This is a genomic window from Alloalcanivorax balearicus MACL04 (assembly GCF_025532145.1).
GTDB classification, from domain to species: Bacteria; Pseudomonadota; Gammaproteobacteria; order Pseudomonadales; family Alcanivoracaceae; genus Alloalcanivorax; species Alloalcanivorax balearicus.
Genome location: NZ_ARXS01000034.1, coordinates 1 through 21768, shown reverse-complemented (window position 1 = coordinate 21768; position 21768 = coordinate 1). Strand labels below are relative to the sequence as shown.

Below are 21768 nucleotides of genomic sequence, written 5' to 3'. Positions count from 1 at the left end.
GGACGGAGAGAAAAGAATCATGAATGAGCAAACCTCTAACGACAAAGAAAGCACCATCCGCTGGGAACAGGGCGCGGACAATATCGTCACCCTGGTCCTGGATGATCCCAAGCAATCCGCCAATACCATGAACGAGCGCTACATGCGTTCCATGGCCGCCACCGTCGAGCGGCTGGAAAAAGAAAAGGACAACATCACCGGGGTGATCATTACCTCGGCGAAGAGCACCTTCTTCGCCGGCGGCGATCTGAACGATCTGATCCAGGTAACGCCGGAGCGGGCGGCGGAATTTTCCGCCGGTGTGGAAACCGCCAAAGCACAGCTGCGCACCCTGGAAACCCTGGGGATTCCGGTGGTGGCCGCGTTGAACGGCACCGCCCTGGGCGGTGGTCTGGAAATCGCCCTGGCCTGTCATCGCCGTATCGCACTGAACAATCCCAAGGCGGTATTCGGGCTGCCGGAAGTCACTCTTGGGCTGCTGCCCGGCGGCGGCGGTGTGGTACGCACCGTGCGCATGCTGGGGATTCAGAACGCCCTGATGCAGGTTCTGCTGCAAGGCCAGCGCCACAAGGTGGACAAGGCCAAGGCACTGGGGCTGATCGACGAAGTCGTGGATACCCCGGAAGCGATGCTGGAACAGGCCCGTGCCTGGATCAAAGCCAATCCCAAAGCCAAACAACCCTGGGACGAGAAGGGCTACAAGATTCCCGGCGGGGCGCCGAACAACCCCGGTTTCGCGCAGAACCTGCCGGCCTTCCCGGCCAATCTGCGCAAGCAGCTCAAAGGCGCCAATTATCCGGCACCGCGCAATATTCTGGCGGCGGCGGTGGAAGGCGCCCAAGTGGACTTCGACAACGCCATCAAGATCGAGGGCCGTTACTTCGTTGAGCTGGCCTGTGGTCAGGTAGCGAAGAACATGACCACCGCCTTCTTTTTCAATCTGCAGGCCATCAACGCCGGCGCCAGCCGTCCCAAGGATGTGCCGAAATACACAGCGCGGAAAGTGGCGGTGCTGGGTGCCGGCATGATGGGCGCGGGGATCGCCTACGTCACCGCCCGTTCCGGTGCCGAGGTGGTACTCAAGGATGTCTCTTTGGAGAACGCGGAGAAAGGCAAGGCGTACTCCGAGAATCTGCTGGACAAGGTGGTATCCAAGGGCAAGATGAGCAAGGAAAAGAAAGAAGAAATCCTTGCCCGTATTACGCCCTCCGCTGACGTTAAAGATCTGCAAGACGTGGACTTCGTTATCGAAGCGGTGTTTGAAAACACCGAACTGAAGCACAAGGTGTTCCAGGAAATCGAGGACGTGGTCAATGCGGACGCGGTGCTGGGCTCCAACACTTCGACGCTGCCGATCACCGGCCTGGCGAAAGGGGTGAAGAAACAGGACAACTTTATCGGCATCCATTTCTTCAGCCCGGTGGACAAAATGCCGCTGGTGGAAATCATCCGTGGCGAGAACACCAGCGACGAAGTGCTGGCCAAGGTGTTCGATTACACACTGCAAATCAACAAGACGCCGATCGTGGTCAACGATTCCCGCGGCTTCTTCACCAGCCGGGTGATCGGCACCTTCATCAACGAGGCCATCGCCATGGTCGGCGAAGGGCAGAACGCCAACTCCATCGAGCAGGCCGCCACCCAGGCGGGCTATCCGGTGGGCGCGCTCAAGCTGATCGATGAGATCAACATGAAGCTGTCCCTGAAGATTGCCGGTGAGTACAAGCAGGCGGCGCAGGAGCAGGGCGGCAGCCCCCAGGCCCATCCCGCGCTGGCGGTGATGGAGAAAATGGTCAACCAACTGGATCGCCCCGGCAAGCTGGATGGCAAGGGCTTTTATGAATACCCGGATAATGGCAAGGCGCACCTTTGGGCCGGTTTGAAGGAGCAGTTTCCGGCCCGGGAAGCGATTCCGTTCCAGGATATGCAGGAGAGGATGCTGTTCGCCGAAGCCCTGGAAACGGTCAAGTGCTTCCAGGAAGGGGTGATCGAGTCCGTTGGCGATACCAACATTGGTTCCATCTTTGGCATTGGCTTTCCGGCCTGGTCCGGCGGTGTAGTGCAGTACATGAACCAGTACGAGGGTGGTCTGCGCGGCTTCGTGGCCCGTGCCGAGGAACTGGCTGATCGCTACGGTGAGCGTTTCAATCCGCCGCCGCTGCTGGTGGAAAAAGCGGAGAAGGGCGAGATCTTCAAATAGCCCGCCGCTTTCGTTGGAAACGCTGAAGCCCGGGTCGTTTGGTCCGGGCTTTTTTATTGAGGCGCCGGCACGCTGACACGCAATACGCTTGCACGCGAATGAGGGGGTGGCCACTTCATGGCCGCGCTGATGTCTATTGGAACGGCCATTGACGGGATGGCGGTGCATGGCAACCCTTTTGTTTGCGTGTTGCGTGTTGCGTGTTGCGTGTTGCGTGTTGCGTGTTGCGTGTCAGTATTCGATAACCATTCTGGTTGCGATTCGTTATTCCGCTAGCTGTTCTCTAACTCCTTGAATTAAATGATAAAATATTCGCCAGGACTGGCGTGTCGCGACAGGGCGCGTCATACTGCGCACGTTGTCCGGTTATCTGTAATTCGAGGAGTTTTTCCATGAAGGGCCATCCTGATGTGATCAAGTGTTTGCAGGAGCTGCTGCGCGGCGAACTGGCCGCCCGTGACCAGTATTTTCTGCATTCACGCCAGTACGAGGATCAGGGCTATGGCCGCCTCTACGAGCGCATCAACCACGAGATGCAGGAAGAGACCGAACACGCGGATGCCATTCTGCGGCGGCTATTGTTCCTGGAAGGCGTGCCGGATATGACGCCCCATGCCATGTCTCCGGGCCGCACCGTCATGGAGATGTTGGAGGCGGATCTGCGTCTCGAATACAAAGTGCGGGAGGATCTGGCCAGAGCCATGGCATTGTGCGAGTCGGTGGGGGATTACGTGACCCGCGAAATGCTGCGCCAGCAGTTGCAGGACACGGAAGAGGATCATACCCACTGGCTGGAACAACAGCTGCGTTTGATCAAGCACATCGGCGAGGAAAACTACCGCCAGTCGCAAATGTCCTGATGGGACTTCATCGGATCGCCGGGCGGCGCCACGGCGATCACTCCTTTCCTCATATTTGCACAAAGTCGGCACAGTGCTTGCGCATTACCGGCGCATCCTGGTTCCATCAAGACGAAACAGGAGCCGACTATGAAAGGCCGCAAAACTCTCGCTCTCGCCCTTGTTGGCAGCTTGCTGCTGTCGTCTTCTCTGGCCTGGTCGCAGCCGGGGAAAGGGCCTGACCAGCGATCCTCCGCGGGCAATCACGGGCCGGCTCAGCAGGCCCATCAAGGTCCTTCCCATGGTGGTGAGCATCGTCCGCACCATGCCGACTGGAAGGGAAAGCCGTTGCCCAAGCGTTATCGGGAACCTCGTTACGTGGTGAAAGAATACGGCCGTTATGGGTTGCCGGCACCGAAGCCGGGCCACCACTGGGTGAAAGTGGATAATGACTTTCTGCTCACCGCCATCGCTACCGGCGTCATTGTCTCCATCATCGCCGGCTCGTAAGGGCCGGTTTGTCACCACTCCCCTGTTAATGGAATGATGTTAGTATGGTTCCATTAACTTGTGTTGAGGGTGGAGAAGGATGGCGGCAGCAAGGAAACCCACGCGTCGTAAGAAGAGCAAGGCGGAAGAGATCTCCGGAACCAAATTGGAGCTGACTCTGGCGGCGGAGAAGGTTTTTGCCATGAATGGGGTGCAGGGGGCTTCTCTGCGCCAGATTCGTGAGGAAGCCGGGCAGAAAAACGAATCGGCGATTCACTATTACTTTGGTTCCCGGGAAGCGATCATTGAGTCCATTCTGGCGATGCGCTCCAAGCCGATAGACGCGGATCGCCATGCCATGTTCGAGGAGGCCCGCCGACAGTCGGCCGGTAAGCCTCTGTCCACGGAACAGATTATGCGCTGCGGGATGATGCCCCTGGCCCGTTATTTGTTTGGCACACAGGAACCCGGATATTACCTGCGTTTTTTGGTGCAATTGCGCATGGAGCGGAGTACCTGGCTTCACTTTAACGCAATGTATGGCGCGGGTATGGAAAAGTGTTTGGATGCGCTTAAGGAGGCCAAACCCTATTTGCCCAAGGCGATTGTAGAGCAACGTTTCCTCAGTATGTTATTCATGCACACCAATGGCATGGCGACGATCGAGCGGATTCAGTCGGAAAAAGGCGAGAGCTTTCGTCGCGAGGAGGCCTGGATTCGGATTGAGGACATCATTGCCTGCAGCGCTGCCATGTACGATGCGCCGTTATCGCCGGAAACACTGGAAGCGATTCGTGGAGCCTCCGAGTTGTATGACCTGCCTTCCTATACGGACATCGCCATGCTACAGAAAGCCGGCACCGGCGGCGATTAATAACGCCGCCGGTATCCCAACCCGTCTCAACCAATACCAACCCGGCGGCCGGGATAACCCGGGTCACCATCGTCGCCCAGTGCCTTTAGTGAGGCATTGGCGGCATCGGTAAAAATGCCTCTGGCCATCAGCGAGGTCTCCGCTTTTGCCCGTGCCTGATTCACTGCCGCGTGGACCCGGTGAGCCTCCTGATCATCCGGTTCCGCACGCACCGCCATTTCACTGAAGTGGCCAGCCAGGCGCAGATCACCCTGGTCAAGGTATCTGGCCGCGGCTTGCGTCAGCGCCTGTGCTCCGCCACAGAGCTCCGCCAGGGCACCGCTTAGCGCGTCCGGGTGTGCCGGCTTCAAGTGCGCTGGATTGCCGTCATACCAGCCACCGTACAAACGCCAGACATTGCGAATCAGAAACTCGGGGTCGTCGTAAGTGGGATGCAGGTAGGGTCTGTCAAGCAGGCCCTCGGGCAGAGTAACCTGTTGCACGATATCGGCCAGGGGCAAGCCCTGGTTCATGCCCTCCAGAGTCTGGTCATGGATGGTCTCCAGAAAAGTGGCGGTGTCGTCCAGTAACGTGGCGACACGGTCGGCACCGAATACCGCCGGTCCGTGGCCGGGCACCAGCACTTCCGGCTTCTTTGCCGCCATGGCGCGCAAGGCCTGCGCCCATTGGTGGGCAAAGCGCTGAACCTTTTGTGGGTTGCCGGCATTGGGCGCCGCCCAGATGATGAAATCCCCGGTGATAACGGTGCGGTCCTCTGCAATCCAGCTCCAGGTGTGGTCGTCGGTTTCACCCATGCCGTGGTTGAGCTCCACCTGGCTGTCGCCGCATTCCAGAATCATCTGTTCTTCATAGAAGCGGTCCGGGTAACGGTACTCCTCCGGCCAGTGGAAGCCCGCCACCTTGAACTGCCGGCCGTTGATGCGTGCATTCCATCCGGCGCTGCTCTGATAGCGCTCGAAACGGCGGCGGATATTGGCCTGGCCGATGACCTCGGGTTTGGGCTCTCCGGCCTGTTGCGCTTCCTGGTCGAACAGTGGTGTGCCAAAGGCGTGGTCCAGATGGCCGTGGGTATAGACGACATGACGGATGGGCTGGTCCGACCAGGCTCGGATCGCCTTATGAATGGCGGCGGCGGTATTGCGGCTGCCGCTGTCGAACACCACCAGGCCCTTTCCTGTATTGAGGACGGTAACGTTGCCCACCACGCCTTTGGACGCGATGTAAGCCAGGTGGTCGTTGATCGGTATGACCTGACTGCCATGCAGATGACGGTTCCAGTCGCGGCCGAAATCAAACCGCTCCCAGCAGGCATCGCCTATGGTTCTGAGTTCTTCGTTGATCACTTGGGGTCTCCTCCGAGGGTGAAAATCAGGAACAGAGTGTTACCTAAAGTAATGTCGTTGCATTAGAAAAGATAGATGAAATTCATGTTATCGCATTACTTTTTAGGAAAATCATGTTTGGTTCAGAGATGGATCTGGCGAGTCGAAGTTCTTTTGTTGTGAGATTCCGCACGCCGACATCTGTGCGTTTTTTGCATCTCATTTGAATATTAAGTCAAATAAATACAAGGAGTTATGGATTTTTTGGGATAAAAATTTACGTCTTGAACGAATGTTCACCTATGCCTTTGTGGACGGTGTTGGGCAATGAATAAATTGTCATGGCATTTTGGGTATTGATAACAATCTAATTGACAGTCATTAAATTGGCATGATCTGATGAGCGCACAAAAAAACCAAGGTGGACTTCGATGTCCGCGGGAGAGGGAGAGTGCTCACAGATTCAAGTCGTCGGCTTGGCCTGGCGATTGCCGTGGTTCTGGCCGCCATCAGTATTTATACGTCTCTTTTCGGGATCTTTGACCCGAGCTATCAGCGTCCGCTGACGTTCGCTGCTTGTATTCTCGTCGCCGTACTGGTCAAACCGCTGGTGGTGGTGAATCCGCCACGTACCGCATTGATTCGCACCTTGTTCTGGCTCATCGACCTGGTCCTGGTCGGTGCGATTCTGTTGGCGGTTGCCCGTTTCCTGGCCTTCGCCGGTGATATGGAAAACATGCTGGTTGACTACAGCCGCACCGATCAGTTGATCGCACTGGTGGGCGTAGTGGCGGTAATTGAACTGACCCGCCGGGAGTTCGGCCTCGGACTGTCCTTGTTCGCCGGTGTGACCCTGTTGTATTGCCTGTGGGGTGACCTGTTGCCTGACGCCTTGCGCCACGCCGGTTTTTCCCTGGATCAGATCATGCAGGGAATGTGGTACGGCTTCAGCGGCGTATTCGGCACGCCGGTGGCGGTGATGATCGAGTTGCTGTTCATCTACATCATCTTCGGCGTCATGCTTGAGGCTACCGGCGCCGGACCGGCGCTGGTGCGTATGTCCATTCGTGTCACCGGCCGTCTGCCCGGTGGTCCGGCCCACGCCGCGATCTTTGCCAGCATGCTGTTCGGCACCATGTCAGGCAGTGTTACCGCCAACGTGGCGGGGACCGGCGCTTTCACCATTCCGATGATCAAGAAACGCGGTTTCAGCCCCGCCTTCGCCGGTGCCGTTGAAGCCGCCGCGTCCACCGGTGGGCAGGTGATTCCGCCGGTAATGGGCGCCGCCGCGTTCATGATGGCGCAGCTTACCGGCACGCCTTATCTGCTGATTTGCGTGGCGGCGTTATTGCCGGCGGCGTTCTACGTGATCGCTCTGTTCGCGGCGGTGTACTACGAGGCTCGCCGGCTTGGTATCAAACCCACTCCGGAGCATGAATTGCCGGTCCTGACCAAGGACGACTGGCTGCGTTCGCTAATGTTCGTGGCACCGGTTTTGACGGTGATTCTGGTGCTGGCCGCGGGCCGCTCGCCGGCCATGGCCGGGGTGTGGGCGACGCTGGTGGCAATGGCCTTTGGTTTTCTCAATCCGGAAATTCGCCGCCGTCCCTGGGCGTTGATCGGCGCTTTGGCAAAAGGCGGCGTGGCCGGCTCGCGCATCATGATCGCGGTGGGGGCCATTGGTATCGTCATCGCCGGCATGGACCTCACAGGTCTGGGACTGAGCTTCGCGCAAGCGGTGGCCGGGCTGGGCGAGAGCAGCTTGCTATTGAGTCTGATATTGACCGCGCTGGGCTGCCTGGTTCTCGGTATGGGCATGCCGACTTTGCCGGCCTACCTGATCATCGTTTTGGTCATGGGGCCGGCGCTGACCAGCTTTGATGTGCCGCTGCTTTCCGTGCATCTGTTCGTTCTTTATTTCGGGGTGCTATCCGCCATCACGCCGCCCGTGGCCCTGGCGGCCTTTGCAGCGGCGCCATTGGCCGAGGCCAACCCGATGAAAGTGGCCATGCTCTCCGTACGTCTGACTCTGGTCGGATTTCTGGTGCCGTTCCTGTTCGTATTCAATCCGTCGCTGCTGTTGATCGTGGAGGGCTTTGATCCATTGGATCTGGCCTGGGGCGTGGTGCGCCTGACTCTGGTGGTGTGGGCGGTAACCACGGGATTCGCCGGGTTTGGCGGTGAGCGGCTGGGCATGCTGGCGCGGATTCTGAGACTGGTGGTAGCGGCATTGCTGATGGCGCGCGGCACCTCGGTGGAACTGGTCGGTCTGGCTCTGGCGCTGCTTATCCTGCTGTTCGATTTCATGCCGCACCGCAGGCCGCGTTGGCTTGGTTGCGCACCGGCGGATAAGTGAAAGACAGATAAGTAGAAGAGAGAGGGGCTCGGAGTCCCTGGAAGTAAGGGGCTCAGCAGAGCCCCCAAAAGGAGAAAAGAATGTTTGGATTGAGAACGATAAAACGGGCGGCCTGTGTACTGACCGCCACCCTGGCGCTGGGCCAAGCCGCTCAGGCGCAGGAGAGTCATCTGCGAATGCAGACTGCCACGCCCGGCTCGGGATACTACGTTTTCTCCGTTACCTTGCAGTCGATTCTGCAGAAGAAACTGCCGGTGAAGATCAATATGACGGCCGGTGTCACCGGGCCGCGCTCGCCCCTGGATGCCGCGCGCGGACAAACGGATCTGTTCATCAGCAGCCCGTCCATCAATCATTTCATGCGCTCCGGCACGGGCATGTTCGCGAAAATGAAAACGGCCCCGGAGCTGTACAAGAACGTCAGGCAGATCATGACGTTCCCGGCCGGACCCTACCATATCGTGGTGCACGAAAAGTCCGGTATTCGTTCCCTTGAGGACATCAAAGGGCGGCGCATCTTTCTCGGCGCCCCGGGCGGGGCGGCGACTCTGGTGGCCATCTCCATCGTCGAAGGCGCTACAGGCTATAAAGCCGGCCAGGACTACGAGCTGGCGAAACTGGATTGGAATTCCGGCCTGCAGGCTTTCCAGGATGGCCATGTGGACATGCTGGTGATGCCCACGCAACTGCCGTCCGCCTCAATGGAACAGATGGCGTTGCTCGAGAAGGTGCGCTTTCTGGGGATTCCCGATGCGGCCTTCGAGTCCGATCAGATGAAAGAAATCATGGCTCTGCCGGGAAGAACCCAGGCCACTATTCCGGCCGGTATCTACGGCGGCAATCAAACCAATGAAACGGATGTAAGAACGATTGGCTCCTGGGCCGGCCTCGGTACCCGCAAGGATCTCGATGAAGAGTTGGTGTACCAGATCACCAAGACCCTGTTCGAGAATCTGGATGCCTTCCACAGTGCCGCGAAGTTCATGAAGGAGATCACCCTGGAGAATGCTCTGACCGAGATGAGGACGCCGCTGCACGCCGGCGCGGTTCGTTACTATCGGGAGGCCGGCGTTGACCTTCCGGATCATCTGATTCCACCGGAGGCACGCTAATGAATGCGGCATCAGAACACGCCATTGAGGATCTGGATCGTCTCTTTCGACCCCGCTCGGTGGCGGTCATCGGCGCCAGCGCCACGCCGACGAAAATCGGCGGCCTGCCGATCGCGTTCCTGCTCGCCCAAGGCTTCGAAGGCCCCATCTTTCCGATCAACCCGAAGGCCTCGGAAGTGCAGGGGCTTAAGGCCTACGCCCGCATCGGTGAAGTAGCCGGGCAAGTGGATCTGGCCATCGTCGCGGTGCCGGCGGCGCTGGTCGATCAGGCTGTGGACGAAGCCATTGCCGCCGACGTCAAAGGTATTGTCCTGTTTTCATCCGGCTTCGCGGAGATCAGCGAGGAAGGGCGCCTGGCACAGGAAGCCCTGATGGCTCGTGCCCGCGCGGCCGGTGTTCGTATTCTTGGACCGAACTGTCTCGGTTTCATGAATCTTTCCGAGAAAGTGTTCGCGACGTTCTCACCCGTGGTGGGGCAAGGCGTGACGCCAAAAGGGCGTATCGGCCTGATCAGTCAGAGCGGTGCCTATGGCGCCTATGCCTTTACCTTGGCCCGTCAACGCGGTTTGGGGTTGAGCTACTGGATCACCACCGGCAACGAAGGCAACGTGGATTTCGCCGATTGCCTGAGCTGGCTGGCGCGGGATCCGGACACCGATGTGATCCTGGGCTATATGGAAGGTTGCCGCGACGGCCGGAAACTGGAAGCCGCCCTGGGCGAGGCCCGCGCCGCTGGCAAGCCGGTGGTGATGACCAAAGTGGGGCGCACCGATATCGGTGCCCAGGCCGCCGCGTCTCATACCGCCGCGCTGGCCGGCGAAGATGCGGTCTTTGATGCGGTGTTCCGCCAGTACGGCGTGTATCGGGCTTATTCCATCGAAGAGTTTTTCGATGTGGGCTACGCCTTTTCCGTGGCGGGTATCCCGGGCGGGGAAAACCTCGGTGTGTTCACGGTGTCCGGCGGTGCCGGCGTGCTGATGGCGGACGCCGCCGCCGATGAGGGGCTGGCTCTGCCGGAACTGAATCAGCAAGCGCAGGACCGCATCCGGGAATTGGTTCCGTTCGCCGCGCCACGTAATCCGGTGGACATCACCGGGCAGATCACCAACGACATCGGTCTGTTCGAGACCAGCCTCGACATCATGCTCGAGCAGGGTGATTACCACCTGGTCGCCGCCTTCCTGGCCGCGGCCGGTCAAGGTCCCATGGGGGAGCACATCGCCGAGCAGATCGGCCGGGTTCGCGACCGGTATCCGGATCGGGTGTTCTGTGCCGTATCGGTATTCAAGGAGCCGGTGCGCGCCTTGCTGGAACGTAATCGCTGTCTTGCCTTCGAGGACCCGACCCGTGCGATTCGCGCGCTGTCCGCCCTGGCCTGGTTTGCCCGGCAACAGCAAAAACCGGCGGTGCCGGTGGATTCGCGCGGGGCCGGCGTAACGTTGCGCACCGGCAGTTATTCGGAGGCGGACAGCTTCCAACTGCTGGCCGACTTCGGAGTGCCGGTGCCGGAATCCCATCTGGTCGCCGATGGGGCCGAGGCCCAGGTCCGTGTCGCACAAGACTCCCGCGTCTGGGTGGCGAAAATCGCTTCCCCCGACATTCTGCACAAATCCGACATCGGTGGTGTGCGCCTGAACCTGCGTGGCGCCGAGGCCGTTGGCCAGGCCAGCGATGAGGTGCTCGCCGCGGCTCGCCGCGCCTGCCCGGAGGCACGCATCGATGGCGTGCTGCTCTCGCCAATGGAAGAACAGGGCGTCGAATGCATCGTCGGCGTGCAGCGGGATCCTGCCTTTGGACCAGTGGTGATGCTGGGACTTGGTGGCGTATTGGTGGAGGTGCTCAAGGATGTCAGCTTCCGCAGTGCGCCGCTGAACCGGGACATGGCCATGGACATGATCAACGAACTGCGCGGTAGAGCGATTCTTGACGGTGTCCGCGGGCAGCCGCCGGCGGACGTCGGCGCCCTGGCCGATCTGCTGGTTAAAGTGTCGCACTTTGCCGTGGCCGCCGGGGACAGTCTGGAAAGTCTGGACATCAATCCGGTGCGCGTGCGTGCCGAGGGGCAGGGTGTGGTGGCATTGGATGCCCTGGTCATCGGGCGCTGATATAGGGCGCCCGGAATCAAGTAACAGCTAGATAAAACAACAAATCGGGAGATTGGAATGAAACTGAAACACCCTTTGATCCGCTGGGCGAGTGGTCTGGTACTCCTGGCAACCGCATCGCTGGCCAGTTATGCCAATGCTGATACCAACCTGCGCATGCATACCGCTCAGCCGGGATCATCGCCTTACGTCTTCTCGGTGACTCTGCAATCCGTGCTGCAAAAGCACCTGCCGGTTCGCATCAACATGACCTCCAGCATGGCGTCCACCCGCTCCACCCTGGACGCGGCGAAGGGGCAGGTTGATCTGTATATCGGAAGCCAGTCCATCAATCATTTCATGAGCACCGGCACGGGTATGTTCAGCAAAATGTCCAGCGCGCCGGAACTGTTCAAGAACATCCGTACCATCATGAGCTTCCCGCTCGGACCGTACCACATCATGGTGCACGAGAAATCGGGTATCCGTTCTCTCAAGGACATCAAGGACCGTCGTGTCTTCATCGGCCCGCCGGGCGGCGCCGCCACTCTGGTTGCCCTGTCGATCATCGAAGGGGCCACCGGTTACAAGGCGGGTGAGGATTACGAGATGGCAAAGCTGGACTGGAACTCAGGACAGCAGGCATTCCAGGATGGTCAGGTGGATATGTATATCGGCCCGACCCAGCTGCCGTCCGCCTCCATCGAACAAGTGGTGCTGCTGCAAAAGATTCGTTTCCTGGGCATCCCCGAGGAGGCTTTCGATAGCGAGCCGATGAAACAAGTGATGTCGTTGCCCGGCCGTACCGTTGCGGAAATTCCCGCCGGTATTTACGGCGAAAACCAGACCAACGAAGGGCCAGTAAAAACCGTCGGCACCTGGGTCACTCTGGGCACGCAGAAGGATCTGGATCCCGAACTGGGTTATCAGATCACCAAAACCATTTTTGAGAATCTTCAGACGTTCCATGACGCCGCCAAGTTCATGGACACCATCACGCTGGAGAACGCTCTCAACCAGGTGAACACCCCGCTGCAGGCCGGGGCCTTACGGTACTACCGGGAAATTGGCCTGGATGTGCCGGATACGATGGTGCCGCCGGAAGTTCGTTGAGAAGCGCAAAACAAAACCTGGACACCCTCCGAGACCTTGATGCCGACATTGAGCCCGGATGGCCTTGGGCAGTCCTTTGAAAAAGAGTAAGAGGAAGCAACATGAGCAGTGAATTTGCGCCGGTGTCACCGGCCGAGCTGAAATCCGCCGCCAAGCGCGCGTACATCTACACGGTTCCGCTGGTGATCATGGAAACCACCCGTAAATGGCGTATGGGCGCCGGGGCCAACATCTTCAATCATGCCCGCAAGTTGCTGACGCACCGCAGCCGCTGGGTAACCACACCGAACAACGACACCCTGTACTCCGATGCCTGGCTGGATCTTTCCAAAGGGCCGGTAAAGATTACCGTGCCGGCCACTGGCGACCGCTACTTCTCGCTGGCGTTCATGGACATGTACACCAACAACTTCGACATTCTCGGTACCCGCACCACGGGGAATAACGGCGGTGTTTATACCGTGGTCGGTCCGAATCAGGCGGTGCCGGAGGATGCCACCAATGTGGTCCGCGCACCGACGCCCAGAGTTTGGGCGCTGGCGCGTATTCTGGTGGATGGCCCCGACGATCTGCCAGCGGCCTGCGCTGTGCAGGATGGTTTGTTCGTTCACGACGGCGCCGCCCCCGAAGATGTCGCGCCGGGCGACCCGGTACAGCGCTCGGCCGACTGGCGTGAGTATCTGGCCACTGCAAATCGCCTGTTACGCCGTGAGCCGCCGCCGGTTACCGACGGCCTGATTCTGGAGCAGATCCGTGCACTGGACATCGGTCCGGACCAGATGTTCGACGCGGACGCTTTCGACCAGGAACAGGCGGAAGCGATTGAGCGGGGCGTGGAAGAGGCCAAGAACTGGCTGGTTCAGATCCAGCGCGCGCGCCGCAGCGCCATTGACGGCTGGACTTATCCCAGCATGCGCAATGGTGATTATGGCCAGAACTATACGCTGCGAGCAGTGGTATCGGTGGGTGGCCTTGGCGCCTTGCCGTTGGAAGAAGCCATCTATATGCGTGCCGAAGGGGATGCCGAAGAGGGGCTGTTCGACGGCAACCAGAACTATCGTTTGCATTTTCCCGCTGGCGCCATGCCGCCGTTGAATTCGTTCTGGTCGCTGACACTGTACGAAGCCATGGACGACGGGCAGTTTTTCTTCGCCGATACCCCGTTGCGCCGCTACGCCGTGGGGGATCGCAGCCCCGGCCTGCAGTACAACGAGGACGGCTCTTTGGATCTATGGATCGGTGCACACAGTCCCGGCGCGGACCGGGAGAGCAACTGGCTGCCGGCCAACGAGGGACCTTTCGCCCTGTTTTTCCGAGGTTATATGCCGAAGGCGGATCTGATGGAAGGCCGTTACCGGCTGCCGCGCGTCGAGCGCCTATAAGCACCGAATAACCCGGTTTTTCCTTTTTCCCAACGGCACCACCGGTGGCCGTTACGGGCGCCCCTGTGCCCGCCGCCGGTGATAACGCAGGAGATATGTCATGACGGGCAACAGCAACAAGCAGGAATCGCCGATCCTTGGTGAATTTCTGCTCGCCAACAAGGATCTCAAGACGATCGCTCCCGGTGTCCATTTGCTCGGAGGGCAGGGCAACAGTGTGGTGGTGGAAACCGCTAATGGCGTGGTGCTCACGGACTCCGGCCCCGGCGGCAAGATCACCCGGGCGATGATCGAACACATTCGCCAACTGACTGATAAGCCCGTGCTGGCCATTGTCTATAGCCACGGCCATTTAGGTTACAACCACGGTGCTCACAGCTGGCTGGCGGACGCCGCCGAGCGCGGTCACCCGCGGCCGAAAATGGTGGCTCAGGCCAACCTGCTGCGTCGCTATGACCGCTACCAGGAGACCTGGGGCTTGCAGGCGCATCTCAATGGGCTGCAGTTCAACTCCCAGTTTCCGGAAACCGCGCCGGAAAAATGGTTCACCTATCCGGATGTCACCTTCCGCGAACGCTATGTCATCGAGGGTGGGGACCGCCAGGTGGAGATCCTGGAAGCGCCTTCGGAAACCGATGACGCCATGGCGGTGTGGTTGCCGGAGGAGAAGATCCTTTATGCCGGACCGGCCTTCATCAAATCCATTCCCAATATCGGCACACCCTTGCGCACGCTGCGTGATCCGGTGCGCTGGGCGGAAACCATGGAAAGGCTGCTGGCGCTGGAGCCGGAAATGCTGATTCCCGAATTCGGCAGGCCGATTGAAGGCCGGGAAGCCGTTCGTGAAGCCATGACCCTCACCATCAAAGCTTTGCGCTATCTGCGAGAGGAAACCGTGAAGCGGATGAATCGCGGTATGACCGAAGCGGAGATCCTGCACGACATCGCCTACCCGGATGAGATCTTTGGCCATCCGTTGATGAAGCCCAGCTACGGCATGCCGGAGTACATCGTGCGCGATATCTGGCGCTCGGAGAACGGCTGGTGGGACCGCAATGCCACCCAACTGCATCCGGGGGAGCCTGATGCGGTGGCGGCCGCGCTACGCGAGGCAATCAGTGACCCCGAACAGGTGCTGACGGTGGCACGGCGCAAGCGGGAGGAAGGCCAGCCGCAACTGGCTTTGCATGTACTGGATCTTCTGTCTCCGGAGCGTAGCCAGGACGAAATCGGAGCTCGTGCCCGCGCACTGAAGGCGGAAATTCTGGAACAGCTGGCGGAGGCCTCTCCGTCTTTTGTCTCCGCGCAAATCTATCGTTCGGTGGCGACGCGACTAAACGAGAGATAACCCCGGGTTTTGACCCGTACTAATGAAACAACAAACAAATCGCCGGGAGCGATTTTTGACGCCGCGCCAGCGGCGGCCCGCAGGGTGGTCGCCATGGACGGTGGACCACAAAAAACGATTCGAGGAGAAACTAATGACAATCCGTCCTCTTTTCACTGCGGCAGGCTCCGGTCTGCTGATGGCTTTGCTGCCACTGTCAGCACAGGCTGCGGATATTCAAGTTCTGGAAGACGTTATTCATCCGGAACAGGCGATTAAAAAGAAAATGGAGTTGTATGGGGCGCTGCGCATGTCGGTGGACTACGTGGACTCCGATGTCAGTGATGCGCAAGCGGACACCTCGCCGCTGCTTTCCGAAGGCGGAATCGGTGTCTCCAGCAACACCACGATGATTGGCTTTCGCGGTGAGGTGCCTTACAACGAGGATTATACGTTCCTCTGGCAGTACGAGCAGCAGGTTGACATGGATGACACCGACGGTAATGACGTCTGGACCACCCGTGACAGCTTTCTGGGATTGGGTACACCAGTAGGTACTTTCCTGGTGGGACGCATCAACACGCCATTCAAGAACCTGGGAGTGTCGTATCTCGGTTATTTCAACACCACGGTGGCTGACTCCCACGCTATTCTCGGCGCACCCTCGGCGGGCGCCGGCGGCCGACTGGATTTGTTCGGCGCTAACAGCCTGAACTGGAAGTTCCGCCTGGCTGGTGTCAACGTGGCTTTGCAGTATGCGGCTGATCAGGCCGGCTCTGTTAATGGCGCGGATGATAATGATCGCGACAGTTCAAGCATTTGGTTGGACTGGAAGGGGGGCGGACTGCAGTTGAGCAGTGCCTATATTCATTACTCCGATTTTGCGACCACGGGGAGCCTTGATGCTTGGCGTGTGTTCGCCAAATATAAATTCTCGGCTTTGACTCTTGGTGCTATCTACGAGGATATCAGTCCGGATGATTTCGCTTCTCTTGATCGTGAAGCCTATGGATTGCAAGCCCAATATACGGTAGTGCCACGTTGGAATCTGGCTGCGCAATGGAATCATGCTGAAGAGTCGGAGGTCGGAGACGATGAAGCGGATCAATACAGCGTTGGTGTATTCCATTCCCTCAGTGATTCGGTACTGCTGCATGCCATGTACACGGTGACTAAAAACGGTGACAACGCCGCCTACCGAGGCGTGGATTATGCCCACGGCGACAAAGTGGGCACGTTGGCCGGGCGAGATCCGTGGGCTTTGTCCATCGGCGCCCAGTTGAAGTTCTGAATGCCGTTGTCCACTGGATGCGGTGTGTTCTCCGGACATCCTCCACGTTGTCCGGGCGGTGTCGAGACTCTCCGGGGCGGACGCTCTCCCCATCGCCGGAGGGGGGTCGAATGTAGTGTCGATGGGCCTTTGGCCGGCGCTTTTTTATGACCACCGTCCGTGGCGGTCCCCCTTCGGGCCGTCGCGGAGCAACGTTAAAAATTGCTCCCGGCAATTTTTAACCCTCCAGAGCAGACGGGGTCGGCTCAGTCGCCCCAAAACCAGTAAACCATCAACAGGAGTGCTTGAAGATGACGGATCTGAGCCGATCGGAGGAAATCCGATTCCGACAGGAGATTCGCGAGTTCGTGGCCAGTGAAGTGCCGGAGTCCATTCGCCTGAAAGTGGCGCAAGGCAGGGACGTCAGCCGTGATGAGACGATCGCCTGGCAACGCAAGCTGGTTGCTCAGGGCTGGGGTGCGGTGCATTGGCCGAAGCACTGGGGGGGCACGGACTGGAGTCTGCAAAAGCGATTTGTCTTTGAGGAAGAGATGGCACTGGCGGGAGCGCCATCCATACCGCCTTTCAATACCCGCATGCTGGGGCCTATCTTGCTGGAATACGGTACCGAGGAGCAGAAGGAGCGCTTTCTGCCCGGCGCCCTGAATATGGATCAATGGTGGTGTCAGGGTTATTCGGAACCTTCCGCCGGGTCGGATCTGGCGGCGCTGCGGACCCGGGCGGTTCGTGAAGGGGATTACTACCGCGTCAACGGTGGCAAGATCTGGACCAGCTATGCCCACTACGCCGACTGGATGTTCTGTTTGGTTCGCACCGATCCCGAAGCCAAGAAGCAGAAAGGTATTTCCTTCCTGCTGCTGGATATGTGCGATGAAGGGGTCAGTGTCGAGCCGATCCACCACTTCTATGGTGCGCACATACTCAATCAGGTGTTGCTGGAAGATGTAAAAGTACCCGTGAGTCAACGTATTGGTGAGGAGAACACCGGCTGGACCACCGCCAAAGCCCTGCTGGAACACGAGCGGCTCGCCACCTCCCGCCACGCCGAGGCACGGCGCAAGCTGGGGCGTCTGCTGGCGCTGGCCAAAGCCAACCAGGACGCATCCGGAGCGCTTCATCAAAGGGCTGATCTCAAAGCGCGCATCGCCGAGGTGGCGGTACAGGTGAAGGCTCTGGAATTCGCCACCCGCCGCGGTTTGGAAATGCTGATTCGCGACGGCCGTATCGGTGTCTTCGCCTCATCACTCAACCTCAAAGGGGTGGCCATTAACCAGGCGGTGGATGAAGCGATCATGGACATCGCCGGTGTTGATGCGCTCGCCGCCGATGCCGCCTATGACGGCTTGCCCCGGGACCTGTTGAACGATGGCGGTGATGCCCGCTATGTGGCGGAGTCCCGCTACTACCTGCGAGGGCCGGCCATCGCCGCCGGCTCCAATGAAGTGCAGCGCAATATCATCGCCAAGCACGTGCTCGATCTGTGAGGTATCCCATGGAGTTTATGTTGACCGAAGAGCAGCAACTCATCGAAGACACGGTGGCGCGGTTGCTGGAAAAACAATGGGACCCGCGCCGGGATCAGGCGCTGCTGTCCGCCGACGTGGCCCGCCTGCCCTTGTGGCATGAACTGGCCGAGTTGGGTCTGTTGGGGATCGCGTTGCCCGAGGAGCACGGCGGTGGTGGTATGGGGCCGGTGGAGCTGACGGTGTTGTGCCGCCGTTTTGGTCGGGACCAGCTGCGCTCGCCTTTTCTCTCCTCGTTGATCCTGGCCGGCACCGCGTTGACGTGCTCGCCGCTGAGTGCCTTGCGGGATCAATGGTTGCGACGGTTAGCCACCGGCGACGCCGCTCTGACACTGGCCACATTGGAAGATGGGGCCGGGTATGACCACCATCACACGGCAATCGAGGGTCAGCGATGCCAGCAGGGCTATGTATTGAGCGGCCGTAAAAGAGCGGTGATGGATGCCACAGGTGTCGACGCGTTCATCGTGTCCTGCCGATTGAATGGTGAACTCGCGCTGGTGCTGCTGGCGCCGGAGACAGAGGGAATGGCGGTGGCTTCCTACGCGGCCTTTGATGGCAGCAGTCTGGCGACGCTCACCTTCAATGATGTTTTGCTACCGGAAGAGGCGGTGCTGGCCCGCGGGGCGGAGGCACGGGCGGCACTGGATGCGGCGCTGGCCCATGGTGCCCTGGCTGCGGCGGCGGAAACCCTGGGCGCGTGCGAAGGAGCCCTGGAGCGCACTCTGGACTATCTGCGATTGCGCGAACAGTTCGGAACCAAGCTGGCTCGCTTCCAGGCTTTGCAACATCGCGCCAGCGATCTGCATGCAGATCTGGAAATGCTGCGCTCCCTGGTGTCCGGTGCGGCGCAAAGTCTGACCCACGAACCGGCCCACGCCGACGCCTTCGCGGCAATGGCGCTGGCGGTACCGGTGGGTGACCGCGTATGCCGGGAGGCGATTCAGATGCACGGTGGCATCGGCATGACCCTGGAACTCGGCATCGGCCGTTATCTGTTGCGCGTGAACGCACTAAGCCGGTTGCTCGGTGACGCCACGCATAACGGACGACTTTATCTCGAACGTATGGAGGCCTGAGACGATGACGGAACAAGCGGTATTGATGGAAACCCGGGAGGCGGTGGCGGTAGTCACCATCAACGCCTACGCCATGCGAAACTCCATGGGCGCGCCTGGAGTGCGTGAGGGACTGTTGGAGGCCATGGAACGGTTTGAAAACGACGACGGCTTGCGCGTCATGGTGTTGACCGGAGCGGGGGGAGTGTTCTCCGCCGGCGGTAACCTGGATGCGCTGCGCCGCATCCGCGACGTGGAAAAAATCCGCCAGCGTCTGGAAGCAGGGGGCCCTTTGCTGCAACGCATATTGACGTCGGAAAAGCTGTATATAGCGGCGGTGGAAGGTCCCGCTTTCGGTGCCGGTCTGGGGCTGGCCGCCTGCTGTGATCTGATGGTGGCCGCGGAGGGGGCCCGTTTCTGCGCCGCTCAGATTCGTGTCGGCGCGGCGCCGGATGGCGCCCTTTGGTGGGCACTGCCATTTCGCGTTGGCGCTGGCCGGGCGCGGAGGATTCTGCTCACCGGTGAGGAAGTGTCACTGGACGAAGCGATTCATATCGGTCTCGCTGACGTGCGCGCGGAGCAGGGCGCGGCTCTGGAAGCCGCACTGAAACACGCCCGCCGTCTCGCCGCCGGGCCGCCGTTGGCTCAGGCCACGATCAAACGGCTGTTCACCGCGCTGCCGGCGGATCTGGTGGAGCGCCTGCGGGTGGAGCGGGAAACCGCGGCGGAGACGTTCGCCTCCGAGGACTTCGTCGAAGGCGCCAGCGCCTTTCTGGAAAAACGCCGGCCTCACTTTAGAGGATGTTGAGCGGCTGGACGTGAAAGCATCGCGCCCCTTTCTCAATGTGAGGGGCCCCTATTTTTCCACAAAATTCGGGTGGCTTCGGTGTTTGCTCGCTGCATTCGCTGGCAAGCCAGCTTCCCACGGCGGCTCCGTAGCTCCCGCCTGTGGGAAGCTGCCTTGGCAGCGAATCGGCGTGCAAGCGGCTTGCTGCGCTGCCCTGAAAAGAAAAACCAAGCCTCTAGCCGGGGCGTTGCCGTCGCCTTGCTTTGGGGCAGTGTCCTGTCTTTGACCCAGACGTTCGCCAAACAACCAAGGACCTTCGACTTGACCTTTATGGTAATTGAGAATTATTCTCATATCCTGAATTGGCTATAGCGTACCAACGACGGAATCCCGCAGGGGAGGGGCGAACGGATGGGGGCGACGAGCTACCTGAAACGCGATCTGGTGGCGGTGCTGTACAGCGATCACCACGGCTGGCTGCTGGGTTGGTTGAGAAAGAAGCTGGGCTGTTCGCAGCGCGCGGCGGATATGGCCCATGATACCTTCGTAAGAGTGCTGACCAGCTCCTCGGATTTGCAGGGCGTGCGTGAGCCGCGCGCCTTTCTCACCACCATCGCCGGTCGTCTGATCATCGACGATGCCCGGCGCAAAAAGGTGGAGCAGGCGTACCTGGAAACCTGGATGGCGCTGTACGGGGACTGCGCCTCGGCGCCATCGTCCGAGGAACTGGTGACGGTGGTGGAGCTGCTCACGGAAGTGGCGGGCTGGTTGGAGAGCTTGCCGGAGAAGCCCCGTCAGGCCTTTATAATGAGCCGTCTGGACGGACTGTCCCATGCCGAGATCGGCGAACGGCTCGGCGTATCGGTGAGCATGGTGAAGAAATACGTGGCGCAGGCGTTATTGCACTGCCTGGCTCTGAACGAGACCGATTGAAGCATGACAGTGGGAGACGAAGGGCCCTTTTTGCGTGAGGCGGCGGAGTGGATCGCCACTCTGCACTCCGGGGCCGTCACCGAGGAAGAGCGGGAAGCCTGCCGCCGCTGGCGCCGGGCTGACGTCCGTCATGAGCGTGCCTATGTGCGCGCCGAATCCCTGTGGCATCGTCTCGAACCGGTGTCCGGGCGGCATCGCCCGGAAGCCGGCCCGGTGCTGGGTAAAGTGCTGGGGCCGGTGCGCCGCAACCGCCGTACCAGTTTGCTGGCGCTGGCCGGGCTGCTTGGGCTGGGCCTGGCCTGGTGGCCGCTATCGTCGTTGAATCTGACTTCCGATTACCGCGCCGCCGTTGGGGAACAGCGTCAGGTGACCTTGCCGGACGGCAGTTCGCTGATACTGAACAGCGGCGCTGCCGTTGATGTGGATTACGATGGCGACGAGCGTCGGGTGATTTTGCGCGATGGCGACGTCTACGCCACGGTGGCGCCAGACCCCGACAGACCCTTCGTGGTGGCCACCGGCCTGGGGTCGGCCCGTGCCCTGGGAACCCGTTACGCCGTCAGTTTGCGTGACCGGAACATGGCGGTGGTGGTGACCGAATCCAGCGTGCAGCTGTGTGCCGCCACACCGCCCCCGCCGGCCCGCCACGCCTGCGTCGATGCTCATGCGGGTCAGCGCACCGCCACCGACGGGAAGATCATCAAATCACCGCGCGGCGTCGATGTGCGCCTGGCCACCGCCTGGCTGGACCGGCGTCTGGTGGCCGACGACCAACCGTTGACGGCGGTGTTGGAGGAATTGGCGCGTTATCGATCCGGGCTGTTGCGATTCGACGATCTGGAACTGGCGGGGTTGCGTGTGTCCGGTGTCTTCCCGCTCGACGATACGGACCAGTCCTTGGCGCTGCTGGCCGACTACCTGCCGATTCAAGTGACCAACTACACCCGCTGGCTGACCGTGATCGGCCGTCGCTGAATGGCTAGAAGTCGCTGTGGGAGCTTGCCCGCAAGCGAATTGTGTATTCGATCTCCAAGAGATTCGCTTGCGGGCAAGCTTGTATGGTTTCCCGGCAAGTCTT

Annotated in this window: 17 protein-coding genes; 16 read left to right on the top strand and 1 reads right to left on the bottom strand. The window is 60.0% G+C overall.

Going from position 1 to position 21768, the window contains the following annotated elements; translation table 11 throughout:
* The first annotated feature begins 19 nt into the window (after positions 1-19).
* The 4 genes from MA04_RS19570 to MA04_RS19555 all read left to right on the top strand — a co-directional run bounded on the left by MA04_RS19570 (position 20) and on the right by MA04_RS19555 (position 4402).
* Positions 20-2200, top strand: a complete 2181-nt coding sequence (locus MA04_RS19570; RefSeq protein ID WP_262462356.1) for a 3-hydroxyacyl-CoA dehydrogenase NAD-binding domain-containing protein — start codon at positions 20-22, stop codon at positions 2198-2200.
* A gap of 392 nt (positions 2201-2592) precedes the next feature.
* Positions 2593-3060: a bacterioferritin gene (gene bfr / locus MA04_RS19565; protein ID WP_163123985.1), complete on the top strand. Its 468-nt coding sequence runs from the start codon at positions 2593-2595 to the stop codon at positions 3058-3060.
* Positions 3061-3189: 129 nt separating this feature from the next.
* Positions 3190-3549 (top strand): RcnB family protein, encoded by a 360-nt coding sequence (locus MA04_RS19560; protein WP_262462354.1) that lies wholly within the window; start codon positions 3190-3192, stop codon positions 3547-3549.
* 79 nt (positions 3550-3628) lie between these two features.
* Positions 3629-4402: a TetR/AcrR family transcriptional regulator gene (locus MA04_RS19555; protein ID WP_262462352.1), complete on the top strand. Its 774-nt coding sequence runs from the start codon at positions 3629-3631 to the stop codon at positions 4400-4402.
* A 26-nt stretch (positions 4403-4428) separates the two neighbouring features.
* Here the strand turns inward: MA04_RS19555 and MA04_RS19550 are convergent, their stop codons facing one another.
* A complete protein-coding gene (locus tag MA04_RS19550) occupies positions 4429-5745 on the bottom strand; it encodes an alkyl sulfatase dimerization domain-containing protein (RefSeq protein WP_262462350.1) in 1317 nt (438 codons plus the stop codon).
* A gap of 430 nt (positions 5746-6175) precedes the next feature.
* On the opposite strand from MA04_RS19550, the gene MA04_RS19545 reads away from it, so the two are divergent.
* The 12 genes from MA04_RS19545 to MA04_RS19490 all read left to right on the top strand — a co-directional run bounded on the left by MA04_RS19545 (position 6176) and on the right by MA04_RS19490 (position 21665).
* A complete protein-coding gene (locus tag MA04_RS19545) occupies positions 6176-8080 on the top strand; it encodes a TRAP transporter permease (RefSeq protein WP_163124006.1) in 1905 nt (634 codons plus the stop codon).
* Between the two features lie 80 nt (positions 8081-8160).
* A complete protein-coding gene (locus MA04_RS19540) occupies positions 8161-9192 on the top strand; it encodes a TAXI family TRAP transporter solute-binding subunit (RefSeq protein WP_163124009.1) in 1032 nt (343 codons plus the stop codon).
* Positions 9192-11297 carry an acetate--CoA ligase family protein gene (locus MA04_RS19535; RefSeq protein ID WP_262462348.1) on the top strand — a complete coding sequence of 702 codons (2106 nt, stop codon included), beginning with the start codon at positions 9192-9194 and terminating at the stop codon, positions 11295-11297. Before MA04_RS19540 ends, MA04_RS19535 begins: the two co-directional genes overlap by 1 nt.
* Positions 11298-11354: 57 nt before the next feature.
* On the top strand, positions 11355-12389 hold the full coding sequence (locus MA04_RS19530) for a TAXI family TRAP transporter solute-binding subunit (protein ID WP_262462347.1): 1035 nt from the start codon (positions 11355-11357) through the stop codon (positions 12387-12389).
* A 101-nt stretch (positions 12390-12490) separates the two neighbouring features.
* Positions 12491-13771, top strand: a complete 1281-nt coding sequence (locus MA04_RS19525) for a DUF1254 domain-containing protein (protein WP_163124018.1) — start codon at positions 12491-12493, stop codon at positions 13769-13771.
* Positions 13772-13871: 100 nt separating this feature from the next.
* The gene (locus MA04_RS19520; protein WP_262462345.1) at positions 13872-15119 is read left to right on the top strand and encodes an alkyl sulfatase dimerization domain-containing protein; all 1248 of its coding nucleotides are present in this window, start codon (positions 13872-13874) and stop codon (positions 15117-15119) included.
* Between the two features lie 133 nt (positions 15120-15252).
* Positions 15253-16389, top strand: coding sequence for a porin (locus MA04_RS19515; RefSeq protein WP_262462343.1), 1137 nt, complete (start codon positions 15253-15255; stop codon positions 16387-16389).
* Positions 16390-16679: 290 nt separating this feature from the next.
* Entirely contained in the window at positions 16680-17873 is a 1194-nt protein-coding gene (locus MA04_RS19510) for an acyl-CoA dehydrogenase family protein (RefSeq protein WP_262462341.1), read from the top strand.
* Positions 17874-17881: 8 nt separating this feature from the next.
* Positions 17882-18991 (top strand): acyl-CoA dehydrogenase family protein, encoded by a 1110-nt coding sequence (locus tag MA04_RS19505; protein WP_262462340.1) that lies wholly within the window; start codon positions 17882-17884, stop codon positions 18989-18991.
* Positions 18992-18995: 4 nt separating this feature from the next.
* The gene (locus tag MA04_RS19500) at positions 18996-19778 is read left to right on the top strand and encodes an enoyl-CoA hydratase/isomerase family protein (protein ID WP_262462339.1); all 783 of its coding nucleotides are present in this window, start codon (positions 18996-18998) and stop codon (positions 19776-19778) included.
* A 390-nt stretch (positions 19779-20168) separates the two neighbouring features.
* Positions 20169-20690, top strand: a complete 522-nt coding sequence (locus MA04_RS19495) for a sigma-70 family RNA polymerase sigma factor (RefSeq protein ID WP_163124033.1) — start codon at positions 20169-20171, stop codon at positions 20688-20690.
* A 3-nt stretch (positions 20691-20693) separates the two neighbouring features.
* Complete coding sequence (locus MA04_RS19490) at positions 20694-21665, top strand: FecR family protein (RefSeq protein WP_262462336.1); 972 nt, start codon at positions 20694-20696, stop codon at positions 21663-21665.
* The last annotated feature ends 103 nt before the right edge of the window (positions 21666-21768 follow it).